Annotated in this window: 16 protein-coding genes; 1 reads left to right on the forward strand and 15 read right to left on the reverse strand. The window is 28.5% G+C overall.

Annotated elements, in window-relative coordinates; all coding sequences use genetic code 11:
• Nucleotides 1-220 precede the first annotated feature (220 nt).
• The 11 genes from KGF50_RS14280 to KGF50_RS14330 all read right to left on the reverse strand — a co-directional run bounded on the left by KGF50_RS14280 (nucleotide 221) and on the right by KGF50_RS14330 (nucleotide 14070).
• Nucleotides 221-1363, reverse strand: a complete 1143-nt coding sequence (locus KGF50_RS14280) for an aldo/keto reductase (protein ID WP_227848670.1) — start codon at nucleotides 1361-1363, stop codon at nucleotides 221-223.
• Nucleotides 1364-1502: 139 nt separating this feature from the next.
• The gene (locus KGF50_RS14285) at nucleotides 1503-2369 is read right to left on the reverse strand and encodes a cation diffusion facilitator family transporter (protein WP_227848671.1); all 867 of its coding nucleotides are present in this window, start codon (nucleotides 2367-2369) and stop codon (nucleotides 1503-1505) included.
• Between the two features lie 252 nt (nucleotides 2370-2621).
• Complete coding sequence (locus tag KGF50_RS14290; protein ID WP_227848672.1) at nucleotides 2622-4169, reverse strand: glycine betaine ABC transporter substrate-binding protein; 1548 nt, start codon at nucleotides 4167-4169, stop codon at nucleotides 2622-2624.
• On the reverse strand, nucleotides 4162-5298 hold the full coding sequence (locus tag KGF50_RS14295; RefSeq protein ID WP_227848673.1) for an ABC transporter ATP-binding protein: 1137 nt from the start codon (nucleotides 5296-5298) through the stop codon (nucleotides 4162-4164). Before KGF50_RS14295 ends, KGF50_RS14290 begins: the two co-directional genes overlap by 8 nt.
• 270 nt (nucleotides 5299-5568) lie before the next feature.
• On the reverse strand, nucleotides 5569-6666 hold the full coding sequence (dinB, locus tag KGF50_RS14300; protein WP_227848674.1) for a DNA polymerase IV: 1098 nt from the start codon (nucleotides 6664-6666) through the stop codon (nucleotides 5569-5571).
• A gap of 394 nt (nucleotides 6667-7060) precedes the next feature.
• On the reverse strand, nucleotides 7061-8566 hold the full coding sequence (locus KGF50_RS14305; RefSeq protein ID WP_227848675.1) for a DUF1846 domain-containing protein: 1506 nt from the start codon (nucleotides 8564-8566) through the stop codon (nucleotides 7061-7063).
• 284 nt (nucleotides 8567-8850) lie between these two features.
• The gene (locus tag KGF50_RS14310; RefSeq protein ID WP_227848676.1) at nucleotides 8851-9201 is read right to left on the reverse strand and encodes a DUF6483 family protein; all 351 of its coding nucleotides are present in this window, start codon (nucleotides 9199-9201) and stop codon (nucleotides 8851-8853) included.
• Between the two features lie 223 nt (nucleotides 9202-9424).
• Complete coding sequence (locus KGF50_RS14315; protein WP_003418667.1) at nucleotides 9425-9616, reverse strand: hypothetical protein; 192 nt, start codon at nucleotides 9614-9616, stop codon at nucleotides 9425-9427.
• Between the two features lie 120 nt (nucleotides 9617-9736).
• A complete protein-coding gene (locus KGF50_RS14320) occupies nucleotides 9737-10651 on the reverse strand; it encodes an MBL fold metallo-hydrolase (protein ID WP_227848677.1) in 915 nt (304 codons plus the stop codon).
• Nucleotides 10652-10820: 169 nt separating this feature from the next.
• Nucleotides 10821-12317 (reverse strand): 4Fe-4S dicluster domain-containing protein, encoded by a 1497-nt coding sequence (locus KGF50_RS14325; RefSeq protein ID WP_227848678.1) that lies wholly within the window; start codon nucleotides 12315-12317, stop codon nucleotides 10821-10823.
• 262 nt (nucleotides 12318-12579) lie between these two features.
• Entirely contained in the window at nucleotides 12580-14070 is a 1491-nt protein-coding gene (locus tag KGF50_RS14330) for a 4Fe-4S dicluster domain-containing protein (protein WP_227848679.1), read from the reverse strand.
• Nucleotides 14071-14535: 465 nt separating this feature from the next.
• Between KGF50_RS14330 and KGF50_RS14335 the strand changes: the two genes are divergently transcribed.
• A complete protein-coding gene (locus KGF50_RS14335; protein WP_227436749.1) occupies nucleotides 14536-14736 on the forward strand; it encodes a cold-shock protein in 201 nt (66 codons plus the stop codon).
• A 160-nt stretch (nucleotides 14737-14896) separates the two neighbouring features.
• Here the strand turns inward: KGF50_RS14335 and speB are convergent, their stop codons facing one another.
• From speB to KGF50_RS14355, 4 genes are read right to left on the reverse strand one after another with little or no spacing between them, the layout of a single operon-like run.
• Nucleotides 14897-15775, reverse strand: coding sequence for an agmatinase (speB, locus tag KGF50_RS14340; protein ID WP_227848680.1), 879 nt, complete (start codon nucleotides 15773-15775; stop codon nucleotides 14897-14899).
• Nucleotides 15765-16616: a polyamine aminopropyltransferase gene (gene speE / locus KGF50_RS14345; RefSeq protein WP_227848681.1), complete on the reverse strand. Its 852-nt coding sequence runs from the start codon at nucleotides 16614-16616 to the stop codon at nucleotides 15765-15767. Before speE ends, speB begins: the two co-directional genes overlap by 11 nt.
• Before the next feature lie 35 nt (nucleotides 16617-16651).
• Nucleotides 16652-17065 carry an adenosylmethionine decarboxylase gene (gene speD / locus KGF50_RS14350; protein WP_227848682.1) on the reverse strand — a complete coding sequence of 138 codons (414 nt, stop codon included), beginning with the start codon at nucleotides 17063-17065 and terminating at the stop codon, nucleotides 16652-16654.
• Nucleotides 17066-17125: 60 nt separating this feature from the next.
• Nucleotides 17126-18601 (reverse strand): aminotransferase class I/II-fold pyridoxal phosphate-dependent enzyme, encoded by a 1476-nt coding sequence (locus KGF50_RS14355; protein ID WP_227848683.1) that lies wholly within the window; start codon nucleotides 18599-18601, stop codon nucleotides 17126-17128.
• Between the last annotated feature and the right edge of the window lie 176 nt (nucleotides 18602-18777).

Here is an 18777-nt window from a genome sequence, read left to right on the forward strand (position 1 = left end):
GATATATATTGGAAGCCTATAAAATTAGAGTTTTCAAGTAATTTTAATGTAAAATATTGGAATTATTCAATATAAAAATAGATGATATCAGTAAATGTAGATAGAATTTCGTTATAATAAATCAAAGCATAATATATAAGGAGACAAAATAATAATTTGTCTCCTTATATATTAAACTATTATTAAATACTATACAAATTTTAAGTACAATATAAATTGATTATACTGTAACATTATTAACCCCATTTTCTTCCCATTGCTTAATTTCTTTTAACCTAGCAATTATCGGTAAATGCTGAGTACACTCAATTTCACATTTTCCACAAGCTACACATTCTTTAGCTTTTGCCTTACTATTCATTGTATAATTCCAATGTGCTAGACCATAAACCGATTTTGTCATTTCTTCATCACTCTTTTTAAACATCTGTTTTTCATTATAGAAAAGCATATATGCTGGAGTGTTTATATCTTTTGGACATACTTTACAATATCCACAACCTGTACATATTTCATTCATATTTTTACTTAATCTAGTTTCAATATCATGTATATCTTCATCTGAATATATTTTATTTTCATCTGCAATTTTACAAGCATCATCTATATCCTGCTTTTTATTAACTCCTATTAACGATATATTTATTTGTGGAATTCCTATGTTAAATCTTAAGGCTGATTCTATAGCACTTTCACCTTCTCTTGTTAAAAAAGAAAGCTCTTCATTGTACTTTGGAATAGTTCCACCACTTAATGGATTCATAGCTACAACACCATATCCACTTTCAATAGCATGTTTAGCACCTTTTAATCTATATGGAAAGTTTAGTATATTAATTCCCATAGTAACACCTTCAAACTTATTTTCATCAAGAACTTTTATGACTTCATCTCCTGGCTGATGAGATGAAAATACTATGTGGTCTATTAATCCTTCTTCTTTACACTTTAATAGACCCTCATACTGACCTCCAGTTCTCATTGCAAATTCATAATGTTCCATTTTTCTAATATTCCATATATGATAGAAATTTATTTTAGATACGCCCAATCTCTCTATTGACTTTTTCACAGCATCTATTGCTTTTTCTGCTGTATCATACACTTTTGGCTTCCCTTTTGTAGATATGTAAAAATCTGTTTTACCATCTTTTATCATTTGCCTAAATGCTAGTCCAAATATATCCTCACTTCTGTCATCACAATACCCTGGTGCTGTATCAAAATAGTTAATGCCTTTTTCATATGCATATTTAATTAAATCTGCATTTTCTTGGTCACTTTTTTCTAAATCAAATCTTAATCCTCCATATCCAACTACTGAAACCATTTTCCCAGTCTTTCCATATTCAACGTATCTCATAATAAATTCCTCCTTAGGTATATTAAGACTCAATTTCTTTATAAAAAATATTATACCATAAATATTTTCAGAAAATATTTATGGTATAATATTTTTTTTATGAATTATAAATTTTTATACTTAGGTCTTTATAGTCAAATTAAAAACTATAAAAAGGTTCAATATGAACTATTACTTGAGCATTTTCATTAATTTCTTCTTGTATTTGCTTCTCAATTTTATGTGTTAAGTCATGTGATTGCTCCACACTTATAAATGGGTCTACCATTACATGCATATCAATATAAATAACACTCTTACTACCTCTACTTCTAATATTGTGCACATCTCTCACTTCATTAAATTCAAACACAATTTCCCTTATATACTCTTCATCTACAGCTACTCTATCAACTAAAATTCCAATAGATGGTTTAAATATTCCATAAGCTGAATAAATTATAAACCCAGAAATAATAATAGGAACTACAGATTCTATTATTACTGGAAATCCTAACTTAACACCAACTAAAGTAACTAATACTCCTAAAGACACAAATATATCACTTCTTGTATGCAATGAATCTGAAATCAAGACATAACTATTCAGTTTAGTTCCAACTCTATATTCATATATACAGACAGCAATATTTATAAAAAGAGTAATAACTAGAGCAATTAAACTTTCTATAGTTATAGAAGGTGTAATTGGGTTTGCTATTCTTGATATAGAACTAAGAATTATCTTAACTGCTATAAAAAATAACATACCACTAATAAATAAACTGGTTATAATTTCAAATTTTTTATGCCCATAAGGATGATCTTTATCTTTTGGTTTAGATGCAAAAAAAATACCTATTAATCCTACTATATTAGACGCTCCATCTGACAGAGAATGAAATCCATCTGCTGTCATACTATAACTTTTAATTTTATTACCAATAATTATTTTTAATAATGCTACAGCAAAATTGGCAAATAAAATTATCCATAACACTTGCTTCACTTTTTTATAATTATCCATAACTGTATACCTCCTCCCTTCGATTTAATCGAAAAAAGACTATGTATCAATATCAATTAACTAGATAAGCAAATTGTATATACGCACACTTACTATATTTATATTCAAAGTTGGTTGTACTTGTTCATTCAATTTAAAAATTAATTACTAATTAATAACTATAGTACAATTTCTATATACAAAAAAATAAGCTATAAATAGTATTTCAAATACTATCTATAACTTAAATTCCTAATATAAACTATTAATTTTCTATACTAAACCTTCTTTAACTAAGAATGAATGAGCAACTTCTTCTGGTGATTTTCCAAGCTCATCAACTTGATAGTTAAGTTCTCTCATAGTTTCTTCATTTATTTTTCCTGAAAGCATATTCATCACTTTCTCTAACTCAGGATATTTCTTTAGAGTATCTTGTCTCACTAATGGAGCTGCATAATATGGAACAAAGAAGTTTTTGTCATCTTCTAATATTTTAAGATTAAACTTTTTAATAAGACCATCAGTTAAAAATGCATCTACAACTTGAGATTCATTATTGTCTAAAGCTGTATATCTTAAACTTCCATTCATAGCTTTTACATCTTTGAATTTTAAACCATAATCTCTAGAAATACCTACAAAACCATCTTCTCTATTTTCAAACTCTAAAGTTGGTGAGAAAGTAAAGTCACTACTATATTTAGTTAAATCAGAAATAGTGTTTATTCCATACTTCTCCGCAGTTTTAGGCATCATAGCTAATGTATAAGTATTGTTAAATCCAATAGGGTCAAGTAGAGTTAATTGATTCTCTTTCTCCATAGTATCTTTAACAACCTTATATGCTTCATCAGCATCTTTAATTGGAGCATGCTTCATTACATTTACTAAAAGTGTACCTGTATAATCTACATACATATCAAGTTCACCAGACTTGATAGCATTAAATGCAACAGATGAACCACCTAGATTTAAATTCTTTTTAACGTTAAGGTCTGTATTTTTCTCTATCAATTCAGCATAAACATTACCAAGTATAAGTTGTTCTGTATAATCTTTAGAACCTATAGTTATTGTCTCTTTTTTACTTGAAAAACTTGAACCAAAAGTAACAAATAACATTGCAATAATTATTATAGCAGATACTACTTTAAGCCCTATATAATTTTTCTTTGGAGCTTTTGGGTTTAACCCCTTTGGAGTAACTGCAACTTCAATCTTACTAAATAAATAATCAACTAGTAATGCAATTATACATGATGGAATTGCTCCTGCTAAAATCATATTGTTATTTACAGTTTGTACACCTGAAAATACTAAATATCCCAGACCACCAGCACCTATAAATGCTGCAAGAGTCATAAGACCAACAGCTGTAACAGCAGATATTCTAACCCCACCCATTATTATAGGCAGAGCTAAAGGAAACTGTATTTTAAATAAAGTTTGGTTTCTTGTAAGACCAATACCTTTAGCAGATTCTAATACTACTGGGTCAATACTTGTTATACCTATATACGTATTCTTTACAATCGGTAATAATGAATATACTACTACCATAAATATTGCTGGTTTACTTCCTATACCAAGTACTGGTACAAGAAGACCCAAAAGTGCCATTGATGGAACTGCTTGAACTAAGTTTACAAACCCAAGCACAATTTTTCTAAGAGATGAGATTCTTGAAATAATTATTCCTAGAGGGACACCCACTAGTATAGCTATCAAAATAGATGTAACAGTTAAGCTCATATGTTGTATCAAAAGCTCTATAATCTTATCTTTTTGCAATAGTATAAAATTAAAAAAATTATCCAAGGACGCTCACCTCCATCTCTAGGAATTGCTCACTTAAAACAGAAAGTAAACTACTTCTAGTAATCAGTCCTACTAGTTTATTTTCACTTGAAACAACTGGAATATATCCAACTGAATTACAGTTCATTATATTTAGTATTTCCACTAAATTATCACCTTCATTTACATGCAAAGGCTCTTTTGACATAATATCACCAAGCAATGTCGATTTATCATGAAGATCTTTCATATCTTTTACAGTAACAATACCTTTTAGTGTTCTAGCTCTATCTATGATTAGTAAGCTATCAACCTTACTTGTTCTCATAATTTCTATACCTTGAGTTACAGTTCTTGTTGAATTAACAGCAATAGGATTCTTTATCATAATATCCTTTGCTTTTATATATTCTGGATTATCCCAAACTCTGTCTTCTCCAATAAAATCTTTTACAAAATCATTTGCTGGATTTCTAAGTATGTTTTCCGGAGTATCATACTGTGCTATTCTTCCATCTTTCATAATACAAATCTTATCAGCTATCTTTAAGGCTTCATCCATATCATGAGTTACAAATATTATAGTTTTTTTCAGTTCATCTTGAAGAGAAAATAATTGTTCTTGTAAAGATGTTCTTGTTATTGGGTCTAAAGCACTAAAAGGCTCATCCATTAATATTATTTCAGCATCAGTTGCAATGGCTCTTGCAACGCCAATTCTTTGCTGTTGACCCCCACTAAGCTCTGAAGGATACTTATTTAAAAAATCATCACTATCAAGACCTACCATTTCAAGTAGTTGTAAAGTTCTTTTCTCAATTTCTTCAACTGACTTTTCCTTTTTTAAACGTGGAATTAACTCTATATTCTCTTTTATTGTAAGATGAGGAAATAGACCTGTGTTCTGTATAACATATCCTATTTTCCTTCTAAGTTCTATTTCATTTTCCTGAGAAATTGGTTTACCATTAATATATATTTCACCAGATGTAGGTTTTATTAATTTGTTTATAAGCTTCAAAGTAGTAGTCTTCCCACAACCACTTGAGCCAATTAAAACTACCAATGTGCCTGTTTCAACAGCTAGAGAAATATCATCTAATACTACATTATTTCCCATTTTCTTGGTTACGTTTCTTATCTCTATCATAATTTATCATCCCCTCTTTCGACAAGCAACCTTTGTTAACACAATAAGTTGTTTTTATAATTATATCACAATATCCCCTTTATGTAAACAAAGTACGACTTTTGGGTTAATACATATTAGTAGACATTACTATAAATATCAAGCATTTGTATACAATATTCAAATTCAAAAAATATAAAAATAATAAAAAAATCTTGATAAAATAATACAACACTAGCCTTAATTATATATAATTAAAACTAGTGTTAATTCATTCATTTAAACAAATAGTCATAGTTGAATACTATCCATATACTCAAATAAAGTAATGTCTTTGTAAGTTTCTTTTTTGTCACTTAAGTTTGATATTGTAACTCCTAATAGTCTAATTTGTTTTCCATTCATTTCAACATTTCTCAATAAATTGTCAACACCATTTCTTATATCATTATATTCATCAATATAATGTTCTAAACTAAGACTTCTAGTTATCTGTGTAAAATCCTCATACTTAACTTTTAATGTCAACGTCTTTCCAAATTTCTCAGAGTTTTTTAATCTATGACATACTTCCTCACAAATTTCATCAAGGATATTACGTGTTTCTTCTTCGTCAATATCTAAGTTATGGCTTAGTGTGGTCTCTGCTCCCACAGATTTTCTAACTCTATTTGGCTCTACTGGTCTATCGTCCATACCCCTTGCAAATTTATATAAGTCGTATCCTTTTTTCTTAAATATGTTCTCAAGTTCAAATAAATCTAAACACCTTAAATCATATCCTGTTTTTATACCTAAATTTTTAAGAGTATTTGAAGTGACTTTTCCAACACCAAAAAATTTATTTACAGGTAATTTATCTAAAAAATCCTGAGCATTTTCTTCATTTATTACAGTCAAACCATTAGGCTTTTTTAGGTCTGATGCTATCTTAGCAAGAAATTTATTATATGAAATACCTGCTGAAGAGGTAAGTCCAACTTCTCTAAATATATCTCTTTTAATTTGCTTTGCTATTTCAATTGACGAGTCAATATTCTTTTTATTTTTTGTCACATCTAAATATGCTTCATCTAAAGATAGTGGCTCTACTAAATCTGTGTATCTATAAAATATATTTCTTATTTGATTTGATACACTTTTATAGACCTCAAATCTAGGTCTTACAAAAATTGCATATGGACATCTATTATAAGCTACAGCGGATGGCATAGCTGAATGTATACCAAATTTTCTAGCCTCATAAGAACATGTTGCAACTACTCCTCTGCTTTGTGGATTTCCACCAACAACTACAGGTCTACCTTTTAATTTTTTATTATCTCTTTGTTCTATAGATGCGTAAAAAGCATCCATATCTATATGAATTATTTTTCTATGAAGTTCCATTCTTATCACCTTAAAGTATAAATAGATTAAATTTATTTACATCACTGTTTTAATTATACCAAACTTATGTTTCTTTATGCTATTTTTTCATTTATTTTATTTATATATCAATATTTTCTCTTACTAAAACAGCTTGTAATCAACTAATTCAATATAATTTATAAAAAATCATAAAAAACACTTGCAAAAACTAGGTAAAAGCTTTACAATAGGTATTCCAAGGAACTAAATTAAAATTCCTTATGGATAACAGTATATATATTAATTTAAATGGGATGTTTTAAAAACAAAAGACTGCCTTATACAAGACAGTCTACTGATTTTATTATAATTGTAATGGACTGCTCAAACTATTACTTTAAAACAGCCCATATTTTTTTGTATAATTATATTTTTAGCTATAGTAAAGATTTTGTGAAGGATACTCTGGGTCACAAGTTACATCTATACCAAGCTTTCTAAATGTTTGTTCATCATCTCTATTTAATATAGTAGTAGAATGTGCTTGACACCCTTTTAATAAAGCTAACTTTTCCATAGCAAATTGTGCAGTTGGATTAGTTACAGCACAAATACTAAGAGCCGTTAAAACCTCTTGACAACTCAGTGAAACATTTCTACTTGCTAAAGTTTTTGTTTTTAAATTTATAATAGGCTCTAATATTACAGGTGATATTAAGTGCATATCATCAGATATATTAGCTAAGTGCTTAATTGCATTTAGTACTGCTGCTGCTGTTCCATTCATTAAGTCAGAACCTTTACCAGTTAATATTGTCCCATCTTCTAATTCTAGTGCCACTACAGGACAAGTATCATTTTTATCAGCATTTTCTTTTAACTTATTGCTGTAATTTCTAGCAGGTAAAACAACTTTTCTATCTTCTGGCTTTAAGTTAAGTTCTTCCATAATCATTTTCATTCTATCATAAGCACCTTTATCAACTTGTCCCTTTTTATACTCACAAGCAGTTTTAAAGTATCTTCTTATAATTTCTTCTATAGAAGCTTTTCTTATTACTTCATCATCTATTATTCCAAAACCAACTCTATTAACACCCATGTCAGTTGGAGATTGGAAAATTGATTCTTTTCCAGTTATTTTTTCTATTATTTTTTTAAGCACTGGGAATAACTCTAAATCTCTATTATAGTTTACTGACATCTCGCCATACGTTTCAAGATGGAATGAATCTATCATGTTTACGTCTTTTAAATCTACTGTAGCTGCCTCATAAGCTATGTTTAAAGGATGTTTCACAGGTATATTCCAAACTGGGAATGTTTCAAATTTAGAATATCCAACCACATTTCCTCTTTTATTTTCATGGTATAACTGACTTAAGCAAGTACCAAGTTTTCCACTATTAGGTCCTGGTGCTGTTACTACTACAATTGGCTTTGTAGTTTCTATATAATCATTTGCTCCATATCCTTCATCACTAACTATAGTTTCAACATCTGAAGGATATCCCTTTGTTGGATAATGTTTATAAACTTTGATTCCTCTACGCTCTAACTTATTTATGAATACAGTTGTTGCAGGTTGTCCCTCAAACCTAGTGATTACTACACTATTTACATCTAGTTCATAACCTCTTAAATCATCTATTAATCTTAGAACTTCCATATCATAAGTGATACCAAAGTCACCTCTTATTTTATTTCTTTCTATATCTCCTGCATACACGCAAATTACAACTTCAACTTTTTCTTTCATGTGTTGTAATACTTTTATCTTTGCATTTTCATCAAACCCTGGAAGTACTCTTTTTGCATGAAGGTCCCCCATTAATTTTCCTCCAAACTCCAAATAAAGTTTGTCAAAATTATTTACTCTTTCTAAGATATATTTAGACTGCTCTTCTAAATATTTTTTGTGGTCAAATCCTATTTTCATCTTAACACCTCACTAAATTAAATTTCTTTTTGATAACAGTATATTTATATATATTTTTTTAGTAAAACATCTTATAAAAAAATGTTAATACTTTTTCACTCAAAGTAATATTATACATTTAAGATTAATTTTTTTCAAGATAGTTTTATGGTAAATAAGATATACTTATATTATTAATAAAATAAGAATATTATATTTTATATATTTAAATATAATATTCTCATCTTAACATTAATTTATTTTAATATTTTTATACATACTTTGTTTTAAATTTAAAAACGCTTTTATTCTAAATTTAAAACTTCCCTAATATCTTCTATTCCTTGATAAACTTCTTTTTTAGAAAAATTCATAGCCTCTAATTCTTCATCAGTTTTTTCCATAAGCATAGTATAAAATTCTATTGCTATATACTGCATATTTTCACTACTTACAGTTTTAGCTTTATCAAATAAAATTTCTTCTGCTTCATTCACATTTCCCTGGAAAACTAATCTTTTTAAAGTTATTAATATAACTTCTTCTTCAGTATTATATACTAAGTCTTTTTCTTCATATTCACTGTACTTTTTCCCCAACAAGAGTCTTGCAACCATAAGTTTTATCTCATTGAAAATCTTATCCACTATAGCCATATTTACATCTCCTATAAATAAAATTTATTTTCTTTTTAATTATACCAAACTTTATAAAAAAAATTATTGTATGTAAATAAAATAATGAATAAATAAATTTTGAATAATAAAAAAAAGAAGGTAGCGGGGGATCTCCGACTACCTTCAAACACTAGATTGTGATTGGTTTGGTATTTTGTTTATACCCACCATAAGCTTCTTTAAATCATTTAAATTGATTTTTTTAGCATCCACATCCTCCATCAAAAACGTCACCACATTCGCAAAGTATTAATAATAATATTAAGAAAGGTATCCATGCACATAAGTCCATTTCAGCCCAACAGTCTTGGAATGCTAAGAATAAGAAAAATAATATTATTATCCACCAAGCACATCCGCCAAATCCGCCTTCACCAAAAAATCTATCCAACATAATATGTTACCTCCTAGTTATTTTGTATGTGGAGTTTCAGCTCCTAAAATATACTATGTTTAAGGGGTCATATTTGCTAATGATTTTTTTAAATTTTTTTATACAATTTTTCAGAAAACACTACTGACTTACACTTAACTTATTTCCATCACTATCTATAACTATGCCTCCATTAGAAGTAAGAAAAGTTTTTATATCTAATTTTTTTAGTATTTCTAATACTTCTTCATCAGGTTCTTTTTTCTGTGAGCAAGTAATAGCAGCATATTTTGGTGAAATAGATTTTAAAAATGCTTCACTTAATTTATCATACCTTCCATGATGAGGAATTTTCACAAAATCGTATTTTAAAGTATTTTCACTTATAAATTCAGTTAAACGTTTTTCTTCTGCATCTCCTGCAAATAAAAAGTTGTGTTCTCCATAATTTATACTAGTGATTATTGAGTAATCGTTTGAACTCTCATACTCACTTTTTAAAGCTGGCTGTATACTTATCTTTGCATTATTAACTACAATATTCATTTTTTCTTTCAATACCGTAGGATCTATACCAGTTTTTTTGAGGGAGTTAATATATTCATCATATTGTTTACTGTCTTTTTTATAATTTGCTTGTATTAAATTATTCACTTTAACACTGGACAACACACTATCAACTCCACCTATATGGTCTTTATCTAAATGAGTTAAAATTAAATAATCAAGTGTATTTATACCTTTTTCTTTTAACTTATTAACTATTTGTTCACCATTTTTATCTTCTCCTGTATCAATCATTATAGCTTTATTGCCTATCTCAATTAATATGCAATCTGACTTTCCAGTATTTAGTATAGTAGTTTTAAATGCATTATTTTCTATATCATTTTGAATATTATTTTGACTCATACTATTTTTCTCACTATCTAAATAAGATTTACTTGTTGGTTTTGTCTTACCATTAGCAGTTACATTTACTACAATCAATAGCACTACAATCAAAGATACTGTTGTAATTAAAAACATGATGTCTTTTAATATTATTTTCTTCATTCAAAAGCTCCTATAAATTTTATTTATTACATATTTATAGTATAGCAATGCTGACATAATAAAATACACCTAGAAAAAGGGCAAATTCTAGGCATATTTGTGGCATTAAATATAACAAATAGTTTAGTTTTATAATTGTAACTAAGTATTTTTAAGACATCAATTAATACTATCTTTCTAAATTTAAATCTTCAAATTCTTTTATTTTATCATTAGATAAAACACTCTTCTTAGTTGATTGTCCATTTTTTCTATCAAAAGTGTTTTTAGCTTTTGCACCTGATAAGAACTTACCAGCTCCATTAATGCAACCTTCTTCGCACATCATTCCTTCTATAAAATTCCCTTCTAATCTACCTAATTTAGCCATTGTCATTGTTTTCTTAATTTGTCTTGGTCCAGAAACTTTTATAGGCTCAAAATCAAAACTGATGCCTTTTTCAGCAATATAATTCTGTATTGATTTTGTGAGCCCACCAGACGCTCCAAAGCCTCTTCCAAAAATTGAACCATCATTTATATCATCATTTGAGCATTTTGACAAATCTACATTAAAAGCTTCAAATAATGCCATTAGTTCTTCAAAAGTTAGTACATAATCCACTGCATCTTTTAAACATTCCTCAGTTGCCTCACTCTTTTTTGCAGTACATGGGCCTATAAATACTACCTTAGCATCAGAATCAAATTTTTTTACGAATCTTCCTGTGGCTACCATAGGTGATACTGTAGAAGATATTTTATCAACTTCATCTGGGAACATCTTCTCTATGTATTTAAAGAACCCAGGACAACATGAATTTGTCATATACTTATCTCCAGATTTTATTCTTTCAATAAATTCATTACTTTCATGAACTGTAACTGCATCTGCTCCACAAGAAGCTTCTATCATATCTATAAATCCTAGTGATTTTACAGCATTTTTTAATTGCCCATATGTAATATTACTATCAATTTGACCTGTTATTGCTGGAGCTACTATAGCATACATATTTTCTTTTCTCGCAAGTTTTTTCGCAACTGGTGCTATCAAACTCTTGTCAGATATTGCTCCAAATGGACAGGCTGACATACATGCACCACAATTTATACAATTATCTTCATGTATCATAGCTTTCATAGTATTTCTATTAAAATCTAACGCACCAGTTGGGCATACACTTTTACATGGTCTTACAACCTCTGAGATAGCATCATATTGACATGAGCTTTTACACATTCCACAAGCTTTGCATAAATCATGATTTATATAAGCTCTTCCATTTATATAAGAAATTGCTCCAAACTTACAAGATTCTTTACATCTATGTGCCAAACAACCTCTACAAAGTTCTGTTACTGTAAATTCATTTATTGGACATCTATCACATGCGGCTTCCACTATATACATAATTTGCTCATTAGAGCCTAAATTTACTGAATCTGGATTTATATTTTCATATTTAGTATTTGGTGTCAAACTTAGTGCAAGCTGTGCTCGTTCAAGAACTACCTCTCTCTCTTTATAAACACAACATCTATATCTTGCTTTCTCTCCTTTAATTATTTCATATGGAATTTTTTCTATATTTTCTTTTGTTAAATTTTCCTCAATCGATAATTTTGCTACAACTGTTAAAACTTCATGTTTCAATCTTTTTAGCTGTGTTTCGAACTCAAACATAAGTACTCCTTCCTATAAATTACCTATTTCACCCATATTTATACTATTATGTATATTGTATTTTTTACTTATTTCCATAAATTATTATAACACAGGCATAGTCTTTGTTAAGTTATATACAAAATATTATATATCTAATTTTTATTTTAAGTACTTAAATGTATTGATATAAATCTAAATAAAAATAGAGTTGTCCTAATGTTAAATTACAACTTAGAACAACTCTATTCTCCATATATATTTTTTATAATTATCTATAAATCTATTTTTCTAGATTTATATCACTAAAATCTTTTATTTTTGTATTTGCTAAAACACTTTTCTTAGTTGATTGAGAATTTTTTCTATCAAATGTAGCTTTAGCTTTTGCACCTAGTAAGAACTTACCAGAACCATTTATACATCCACCTTCGCACATCATACCTTCTATAAAGTTTCCTTCTAATTTTCCTAAATTAGCCATAGTCATTGTCTTCTTAATCTCTCTTGAACCAGAAATTTTTACAGGTTCGAAATTAACTCCAATACCTTTTTCTGCAAGATAATTTTCTATAGCTTTTGTAAGTCCACCAGCAGCTCCAAAGCCTCTTCCAAATATTGATGCATCATCTATATCTTCATTTGAACACTTAGCTAAGTCTATATCAAAGGCTTCAAATAGTGCCATTATTTCTTCAAAAGTTAGTACATAATCAACAGCTCCTTTTAATTCCTTCTTAGCTGCTTCATTCTTTTTAGCTGTACAAGGTCCTATAAATACTACTTTTGCATCAGGTTCATAATTTTTTATAAATCTTCCACTAGCTATCATAGGAGATACAGTAGAAGATATTTTTCCTACAAGGTCTGGGAATGTCTTTTCTATGTAACCAACAAATCCTGGACAACAAGAGTTTGTCATAAAAGCATCTCCTTCTTCCATTCTTTCAGCAAACTCTAAGCTTTCATGAACTGTAACTGCATCTGCTCCACAAGCTGCCTCTAGTACATCTACAAAACCTAATGATTTTATAGCATTTTTTATTTGACCATATGTAACATTTGCTTCAACTTGACCTGTTATAGCTGGAGCTACTACTGCGTACATTTTTTCTTTTTGTACTAATTTTCTAGCTACTGGAGCTATCAAACTCTTATCAGATATCGCTCCAAATGGGCATGCTGACATACAGGCACCACAGTTTAAACATTTATCTTTATGTATCATAGCCTTCATATTTTCTCTATCAAACCCTAAAGCATTAGTTGGGCATACACTCTTACATGGTCTTACAACCTCTGAGATGGCATCATATTGACAAGCTTTTTTACACATTCCACAAGCTTTACATAATTCATGATTTATATAGGCCATTCCTCCAACATGTGTAATAGCACCAAATTTGCAAGCTTCTTTACATCTATGTGCTAAACAACCTCTACAGATATCGGTTACTGTAAATTCGTTTATTGGGCAACTATCACATGCTGCTTCTAGAATATATATGATTTGTTCATCTTCTCCTACATCCATTGTATCTAAATCTATTTTATCTTGACCTGGCAATAATCCCATACTTACATTTACTCTTTCAGATATTATAGCTCTCTCTTTATAAACACAACATCTGTATGTCGGTTTCTCGCCTTTTATTATTTCATATTGAATATTATCCATTGCTTCTCTTGTAAGGTTATCTTCTTTTCCAAGTCTAGCTATTGCAGTTAAAACATCATGTCTTAATTTGTGTATTTGTGTTTCAAATTGAAACATGTTAATACCACCCCCGTAAATAATTTTATACGGTACTATTATAGCATAATATTTCCTTTTATTAATATATATGCAAAACATTATATATTTAAATTTTATTTTATCGAATTTATACATTGTTTTTTTATTTTATTATATAATAATAGTGATATTTCTGAAATTTCACTATTTTTAATTTTTATTTTTAGCCTATTTTATAATTTTTTTTATTATTTTTTTATATTTTCTTTTTTATTTTTCGATTTATATATTACATTTTTTGATATTAACTTTGCCAAACTTCATCAGATTTCTATTTTATTTTCTTTCATTAATGATATATTCTTTAACAATTTTTTTGAATTTTAAAATTAATTAACTTTTTTTTAAATTTTAATTGCTTTTATTTAAAATTTATGCTATATTAATAGAACAGACTTAATTTGTTTAGGTTGTATTTTTTAATAAAGCGGAGGTTTTTTTATAATGAAAAACGGAATAGTAAAATGGTTTAACAGTGAAAAAGGATTTGGATTCATATCAGTAGAAGGAGAAGACGATGTTTTCGTACATTTCTCAGCTATACAAACTGATGGATACAAAACTTTAGAAGAAGGCGAAAAGGTTAGCTTTGATATAACTCAAGGTAATAGAGGACCTCAAGCTGAAAACGTAAATAGAATATAATTATTTAATTTAAATATATATATTTTAGAAAAGGAGCTACATAAGGCTCTTTTTTATTGTTTAAAAAAATAAAGAAGTTACCTTAAAAAAGCGCTAAACTTAAAACAGCTTATTTAAAGTAACTTCTTTCTATTATAATATATTCTTCATATAGACTTCTCTATCCAAGTTTACTTGATATCACTAAACATAATTCTCTCAATACTTTACATGCTACAACTGTTGATACTCCTGTCGTATCATAATCAGGGCTTAGCTCTACAATATCACAACCAACTATATTTATATTAGATTTTTTTATAATCTTAAAAATATCTTGAAATTCCCTATAATTTATACCACCAGGCTCTGGTGTCCCTGTTCCTGGGAATACAGATGCATCCAACACATCTAAATCTACAGTTAAATAAACATTTTTACCATTTAATTTATTAATTATCTTTTCAAATGTATTTATTCCACCAACTTCCATATAAGTATGTTTTTGTTCTATTGCAAACTTAAATTCTTCCCTTGTTCCAGACCTTATTCCAAATTGAAATATTTTATCGTCTCCAACAATATCCCATACTCTTTTAATTACTGTTGCATGAGAATTTTTACTGTTATTATATTCTTCTCTTAAATCTGTGTGAGCATCAAAATGAATTACATAAACATCATTATACTTCTCATAGACTGCTTTAAATGCTGGTAAAGTAACTAAATGTTCTCCACCAATCATAAATGGAACCTTTAAATCTTCAACTATCCTAGCAGTTTCATGATATATTTCCGTCAAAACTTGTTCTGTATCTCCAACACTAATTTCCAAATCTCCATAATCACATATATTATAATCTTCTAAATCCAAATCTAAAAAAGGACTATATGTCTCAAGACCATAAAATTCTTTTCTCATAGAACTACTTGCAAATCTAGCTCCAGGTCTATTTGAAGTAGTTCCATCAAATCCTACTCCAAACACTATCAAATTTGATTCTTCATAACTTTTATCCATACCCATAAATGTATTTATATGATAGAAATTATTCTTCATTTAACATCTCCTTCACATATTGAGGCAACATAAAGGAACCTGAATGGATATCACTATTATAATACTTCGTTTTTAAGTTTAATTTTTCCCATCCATCTCTATCTTGATTTTTTATTGGGTCTAGTTTTTTTGAAGCAAAGCCAAATAACCAGTGTCCAGATGGATATGTTGGTATATGTGCTTGATAAACTTTAGATATTGGAAATATACCTTTTAACTTATCGTTGGCTCTTTTCATTTCTTTAGCATTAAACTCAAAATAAGGACTTTCACTTTGATTTACTAAAATTCCATCATCAGTTAATATTCTATAACAATCTCTATAAAAATCAGTTGAAAAAAGTCCTTCTCCTGGTCCTATTGGGTCAGTTGAATCTACTATTATTAAGTCATAAGATTTGTCACAAGCCTCTTTAACAAACTTAACACCATCTTCAAAATATAAATTTACTCTTTCATCATCTAATTTACATGAACATATATCTATATACTCTTTAGACACATCTACAACCATTTTATCTATTTCAACCATATCAATTTTTTCTACTTTAGGATAACGACTTAACTCTCTTACTGTACCTCCATCTCCACCACCTATAACTAAGACTTTTTTGATATTTAGATTTGTAGCCATAGGAACATGAGTTATCATGTCATGATATATAAACTCATCTTTATATGTCACCATCATTAAACCATCTATTGTCAGAAACTTTCCAAATTCCTCACTATCAAACACATCTATTCTTTGAAACTCAGATTTCCCTTCAAATAAATGTCTCTCTACTTTTATAGAAAATCTTACATTTTCTGTCCATTCCTCTGTATACCAAAGTTCCATATAATAATCCTCTCTTTCATTTATCTATTTTCCTCTTATACTGCTTCCGGTTTATGAGTGATTTTACCTAAATCTTTCTTTGAATATTTTTTTATTTTTGTTGTCAATCCTCTTGGAATTTCTGTGGACTCACTTCTTTCTGATTTTAGAAGTTGTTCCAATAATTCAAAACTTTTCCATGGGTCTATATCACCACAAGTAAAAAAATCTGCTGCTGCATAACCATATTCAGGCCAAGTATGTATTGTCAAATGAGATTCAGCAATTATAACAGCACCTGAAACTCCCCAAGGATTAAAATGGTGAAATACAGAATCAACAATTGTAGCCTTTGCATTTAATGCTGAATCATTCATAAAATTTTCTATAAGATGTGGGTCTTTAAGTATACCCTCATCACAGTTATAGTATTCTACTAGTATATGTCTTCCTAGTGTTTCAAATTTCATTTCAATCTCAACTCCTTTTACATATTTATATGTACTATTGTATTTATCCAATAACACAATTTATTTTATAACGAGTATTGTATCTAAGTTTTTATCTTGCATATCAGTCAAATATGCATTACTCTTTTTTAAAAAAATAATATACTCCATAATTTCTTTTGTTATTAACTCTCCTGGAGTAACAATTGGTATGCCTGGTGGGTATGCCATTATTGATTCTCCACAAATTCTACCTATACATGACTTAATTTCTATGCTTTCTTTAGATGCATAAAAAGCTTCTCGAGGATTAAGCTCAATAGTTGGATTTATTTGAATCATATTAAATTCATTTAACTTGGTTTCTTTTCTATAAGTTTTTTCAATTATAGAAAGAGCCTTAACCAATCTGTCAATATCTGATTTGTTAGTTCCAATAGACACAAGTGCTAAGATATTGTACAAATCTCCTAATTCTACTTGAATTGAAAACTTTTTATACAACAAATCATACACTTCAAAACCAGTTAAATTTAACCCTTTTACATTTATACATAATTTAGTTTCATCTATAAATTTAACACCTTTTCTTTTTAATATTTCAGTAGACAAAACATCTATCCCATCTATTTTATTTAATCTAGCTTTTGCGTATCTAGATAAATTTAATGCTTTTGATAATTGTTCTTCTCCATTTTCAACTAGGTTAACTCTTGCTCCATCTATACTTGCCATAAGCAAATAAGATGCGGATGTAGACTGTAACATATTGATTGACTGAAGTACTTTTTCAACTCTTATATTTTCTCTATTCAATAGAAGTGCTGAAGATTGTGTCAATGCTCCTCCAGTTTTATGTATACTTACAGCCACCATATCTGCTCCTAAACTTATTGCAGAAGGAGGTAAATCTGAATGAAATGGAAAATGAGCACCATGAGCTTCATCTACCAACACTAAAAGATTATTTTTATGGCATAATTCTATTATGTTCTCAAGGTCTGCACAAGCACCATAATAAGTTGGATTAAGCAAAAATAAAGCTTTTATATCGCAGTTTTTTTCTATTTCCTCTTTAACTTTCTCAAGAGTAATATTTAAACTTATACCTAGTTGCTCATCAAATTCTGGTTGTATAAATATTGGTATTCCTCCACAAAGTATTAAAGCATTTATTACTGACTTATGAATATTTCTTGGGAGCAATACTTTTTCTCCTGGATTTATTACACTTAAAATCATTGCATGTATTGCTTGTGTAGTACCATTAGTTATAAAGAATGCTTCATCAGCCATATACGCCTGTGCTAATAAATCTTGTGCATTTTTTATGACTCCAGTTGGATTAGATACATTATCCATAGTGGGTGATGAGTTTATATCCATTTTCATGAGATTTTCACCTAGATATTTATTTAGTATATCTACACCTCTATTTTTCACATGCCCAGGTACATCAAAACAAGCTATATCTCTTTTCGAATATTCTTTTAATGATTCCAACAATGGAGCACATTCATAGCTTAATTCAACTGCATTTGCAAACTCACTGTCCATGACTTTAAATTCATCCCCTCTCTATATTTTAATATTTTCATTGTTTTTATTTATTATTTCTATTTTTTATTTTTACTTTTATTAAACTCATGATATTTATTATATTAACAAATAAGTCTTTTTACAAGTATTTTTTTATTCCACATCAAAAACCTATACCTTAGTGTTATCAATAT

The sequence above is a fragment of the Clostridioides sp. ZZV15-6598 genome, assembly GCF_020657705.1.
Taxonomy (GTDB): Bacteria; Bacillota; Clostridia; order Peptostreptococcales; family Peptostreptococcaceae; genus Clostridioides; species Clostridioides difficile_F.

Bases quoted from the DNA above. Each gene is read 5' to 3' on its own strand.
- KGF50_RS14280 (WP_227848670.1), bottom strand. From the start codon at position 1,363: ATGAGATACGTTGAATATGGAAAGACTGGGAAAATGGTTTCAGTAGTT.
- KGF50_RS14285 (WP_227848671.1), bottom strand. From the start codon at position 2,369: ATGGATAATTATAAAAAAGTGAAGCAAGTGTTATGGATAATTTTATTT.
- KGF50_RS14295 (WP_227848673.1), bottom strand. From the start codon at position 5,298: ATGATAGAGATAAGAAACGTAACCAAGAAAATGGGAAATAATGTAGTA.
- dinB (WP_227848674.1), bottom strand. From the start codon at position 6,666: ATGGAACTTCATAGAAAAATAATTCATATAGATATGGATGCTTTTTAC.
- KGF50_RS14305 (WP_227848675.1), bottom strand. From the start codon at position 8,566: ATGAAAATAGGATTTGACCACAAAAAATATTTAGAAGAGCAGTCTAAA.
- KGF50_RS14310 (WP_227848676.1), bottom strand. From the start codon at position 9,201: ATGGCTATAGTGGATAAGATTTTCAATGAGATAAAACTTATGGTTGCA.
- KGF50_RS14315 (WP_003418667.1), bottom strand. From the start codon at position 9,616: ATGTTGGATAGATTTTTTGGTGAAGGCGGATTTGGCGGATGTGCTTGG.
- KGF50_RS14320 (WP_227848677.1), bottom strand. From the start codon at position 10,651: ATGAAGAAAATAATATTAAAAGACATCATGTTTTTAATTACAACAGTA.
- KGF50_RS14325 (WP_227848678.1), bottom strand. From the start codon at position 12,317: ATGTTTGAGTTCGAAACACAGCTAAAAAGATTGAAACATGAAGTTTTA.
- KGF50_RS14330 (WP_227848679.1), bottom strand. From the start codon at position 14,070: ATGTTTCAATTTGAAACACAAATACACAAATTAAGACATGATGTTTTA.
- KGF50_RS14335 (WP_227436749.1), top strand. From the start codon at position 14,536: ATGAAAAACGGAATAGTAAAATGGTTTAACAGTGAAAAAGGATTTGGA.
- speB (WP_227848680.1), bottom strand. From the start codon at position 15,775: ATGAAGAATAATTTCTATCATATAAATACATTTATGGGTATGGATAAA.
- speE (WP_227848681.1), bottom strand. From the start codon at position 16,616: ATGGAACTTTGGTATACAGAGGAATGGACAGAAAATGTAAGATTTTCT.
- speD (WP_227848682.1), bottom strand. From the start codon at position 17,065: ATGAAATTTGAAACACTAGGAAGACATATACTAGTAGAATACTATAAC.
- KGF50_RS14355 (WP_227848683.1), bottom strand. From the start codon at position 18,601: ATGGACAGTGAGTTTGCAAATGCAGTTGAATTAAGCTATGAATGTGCT.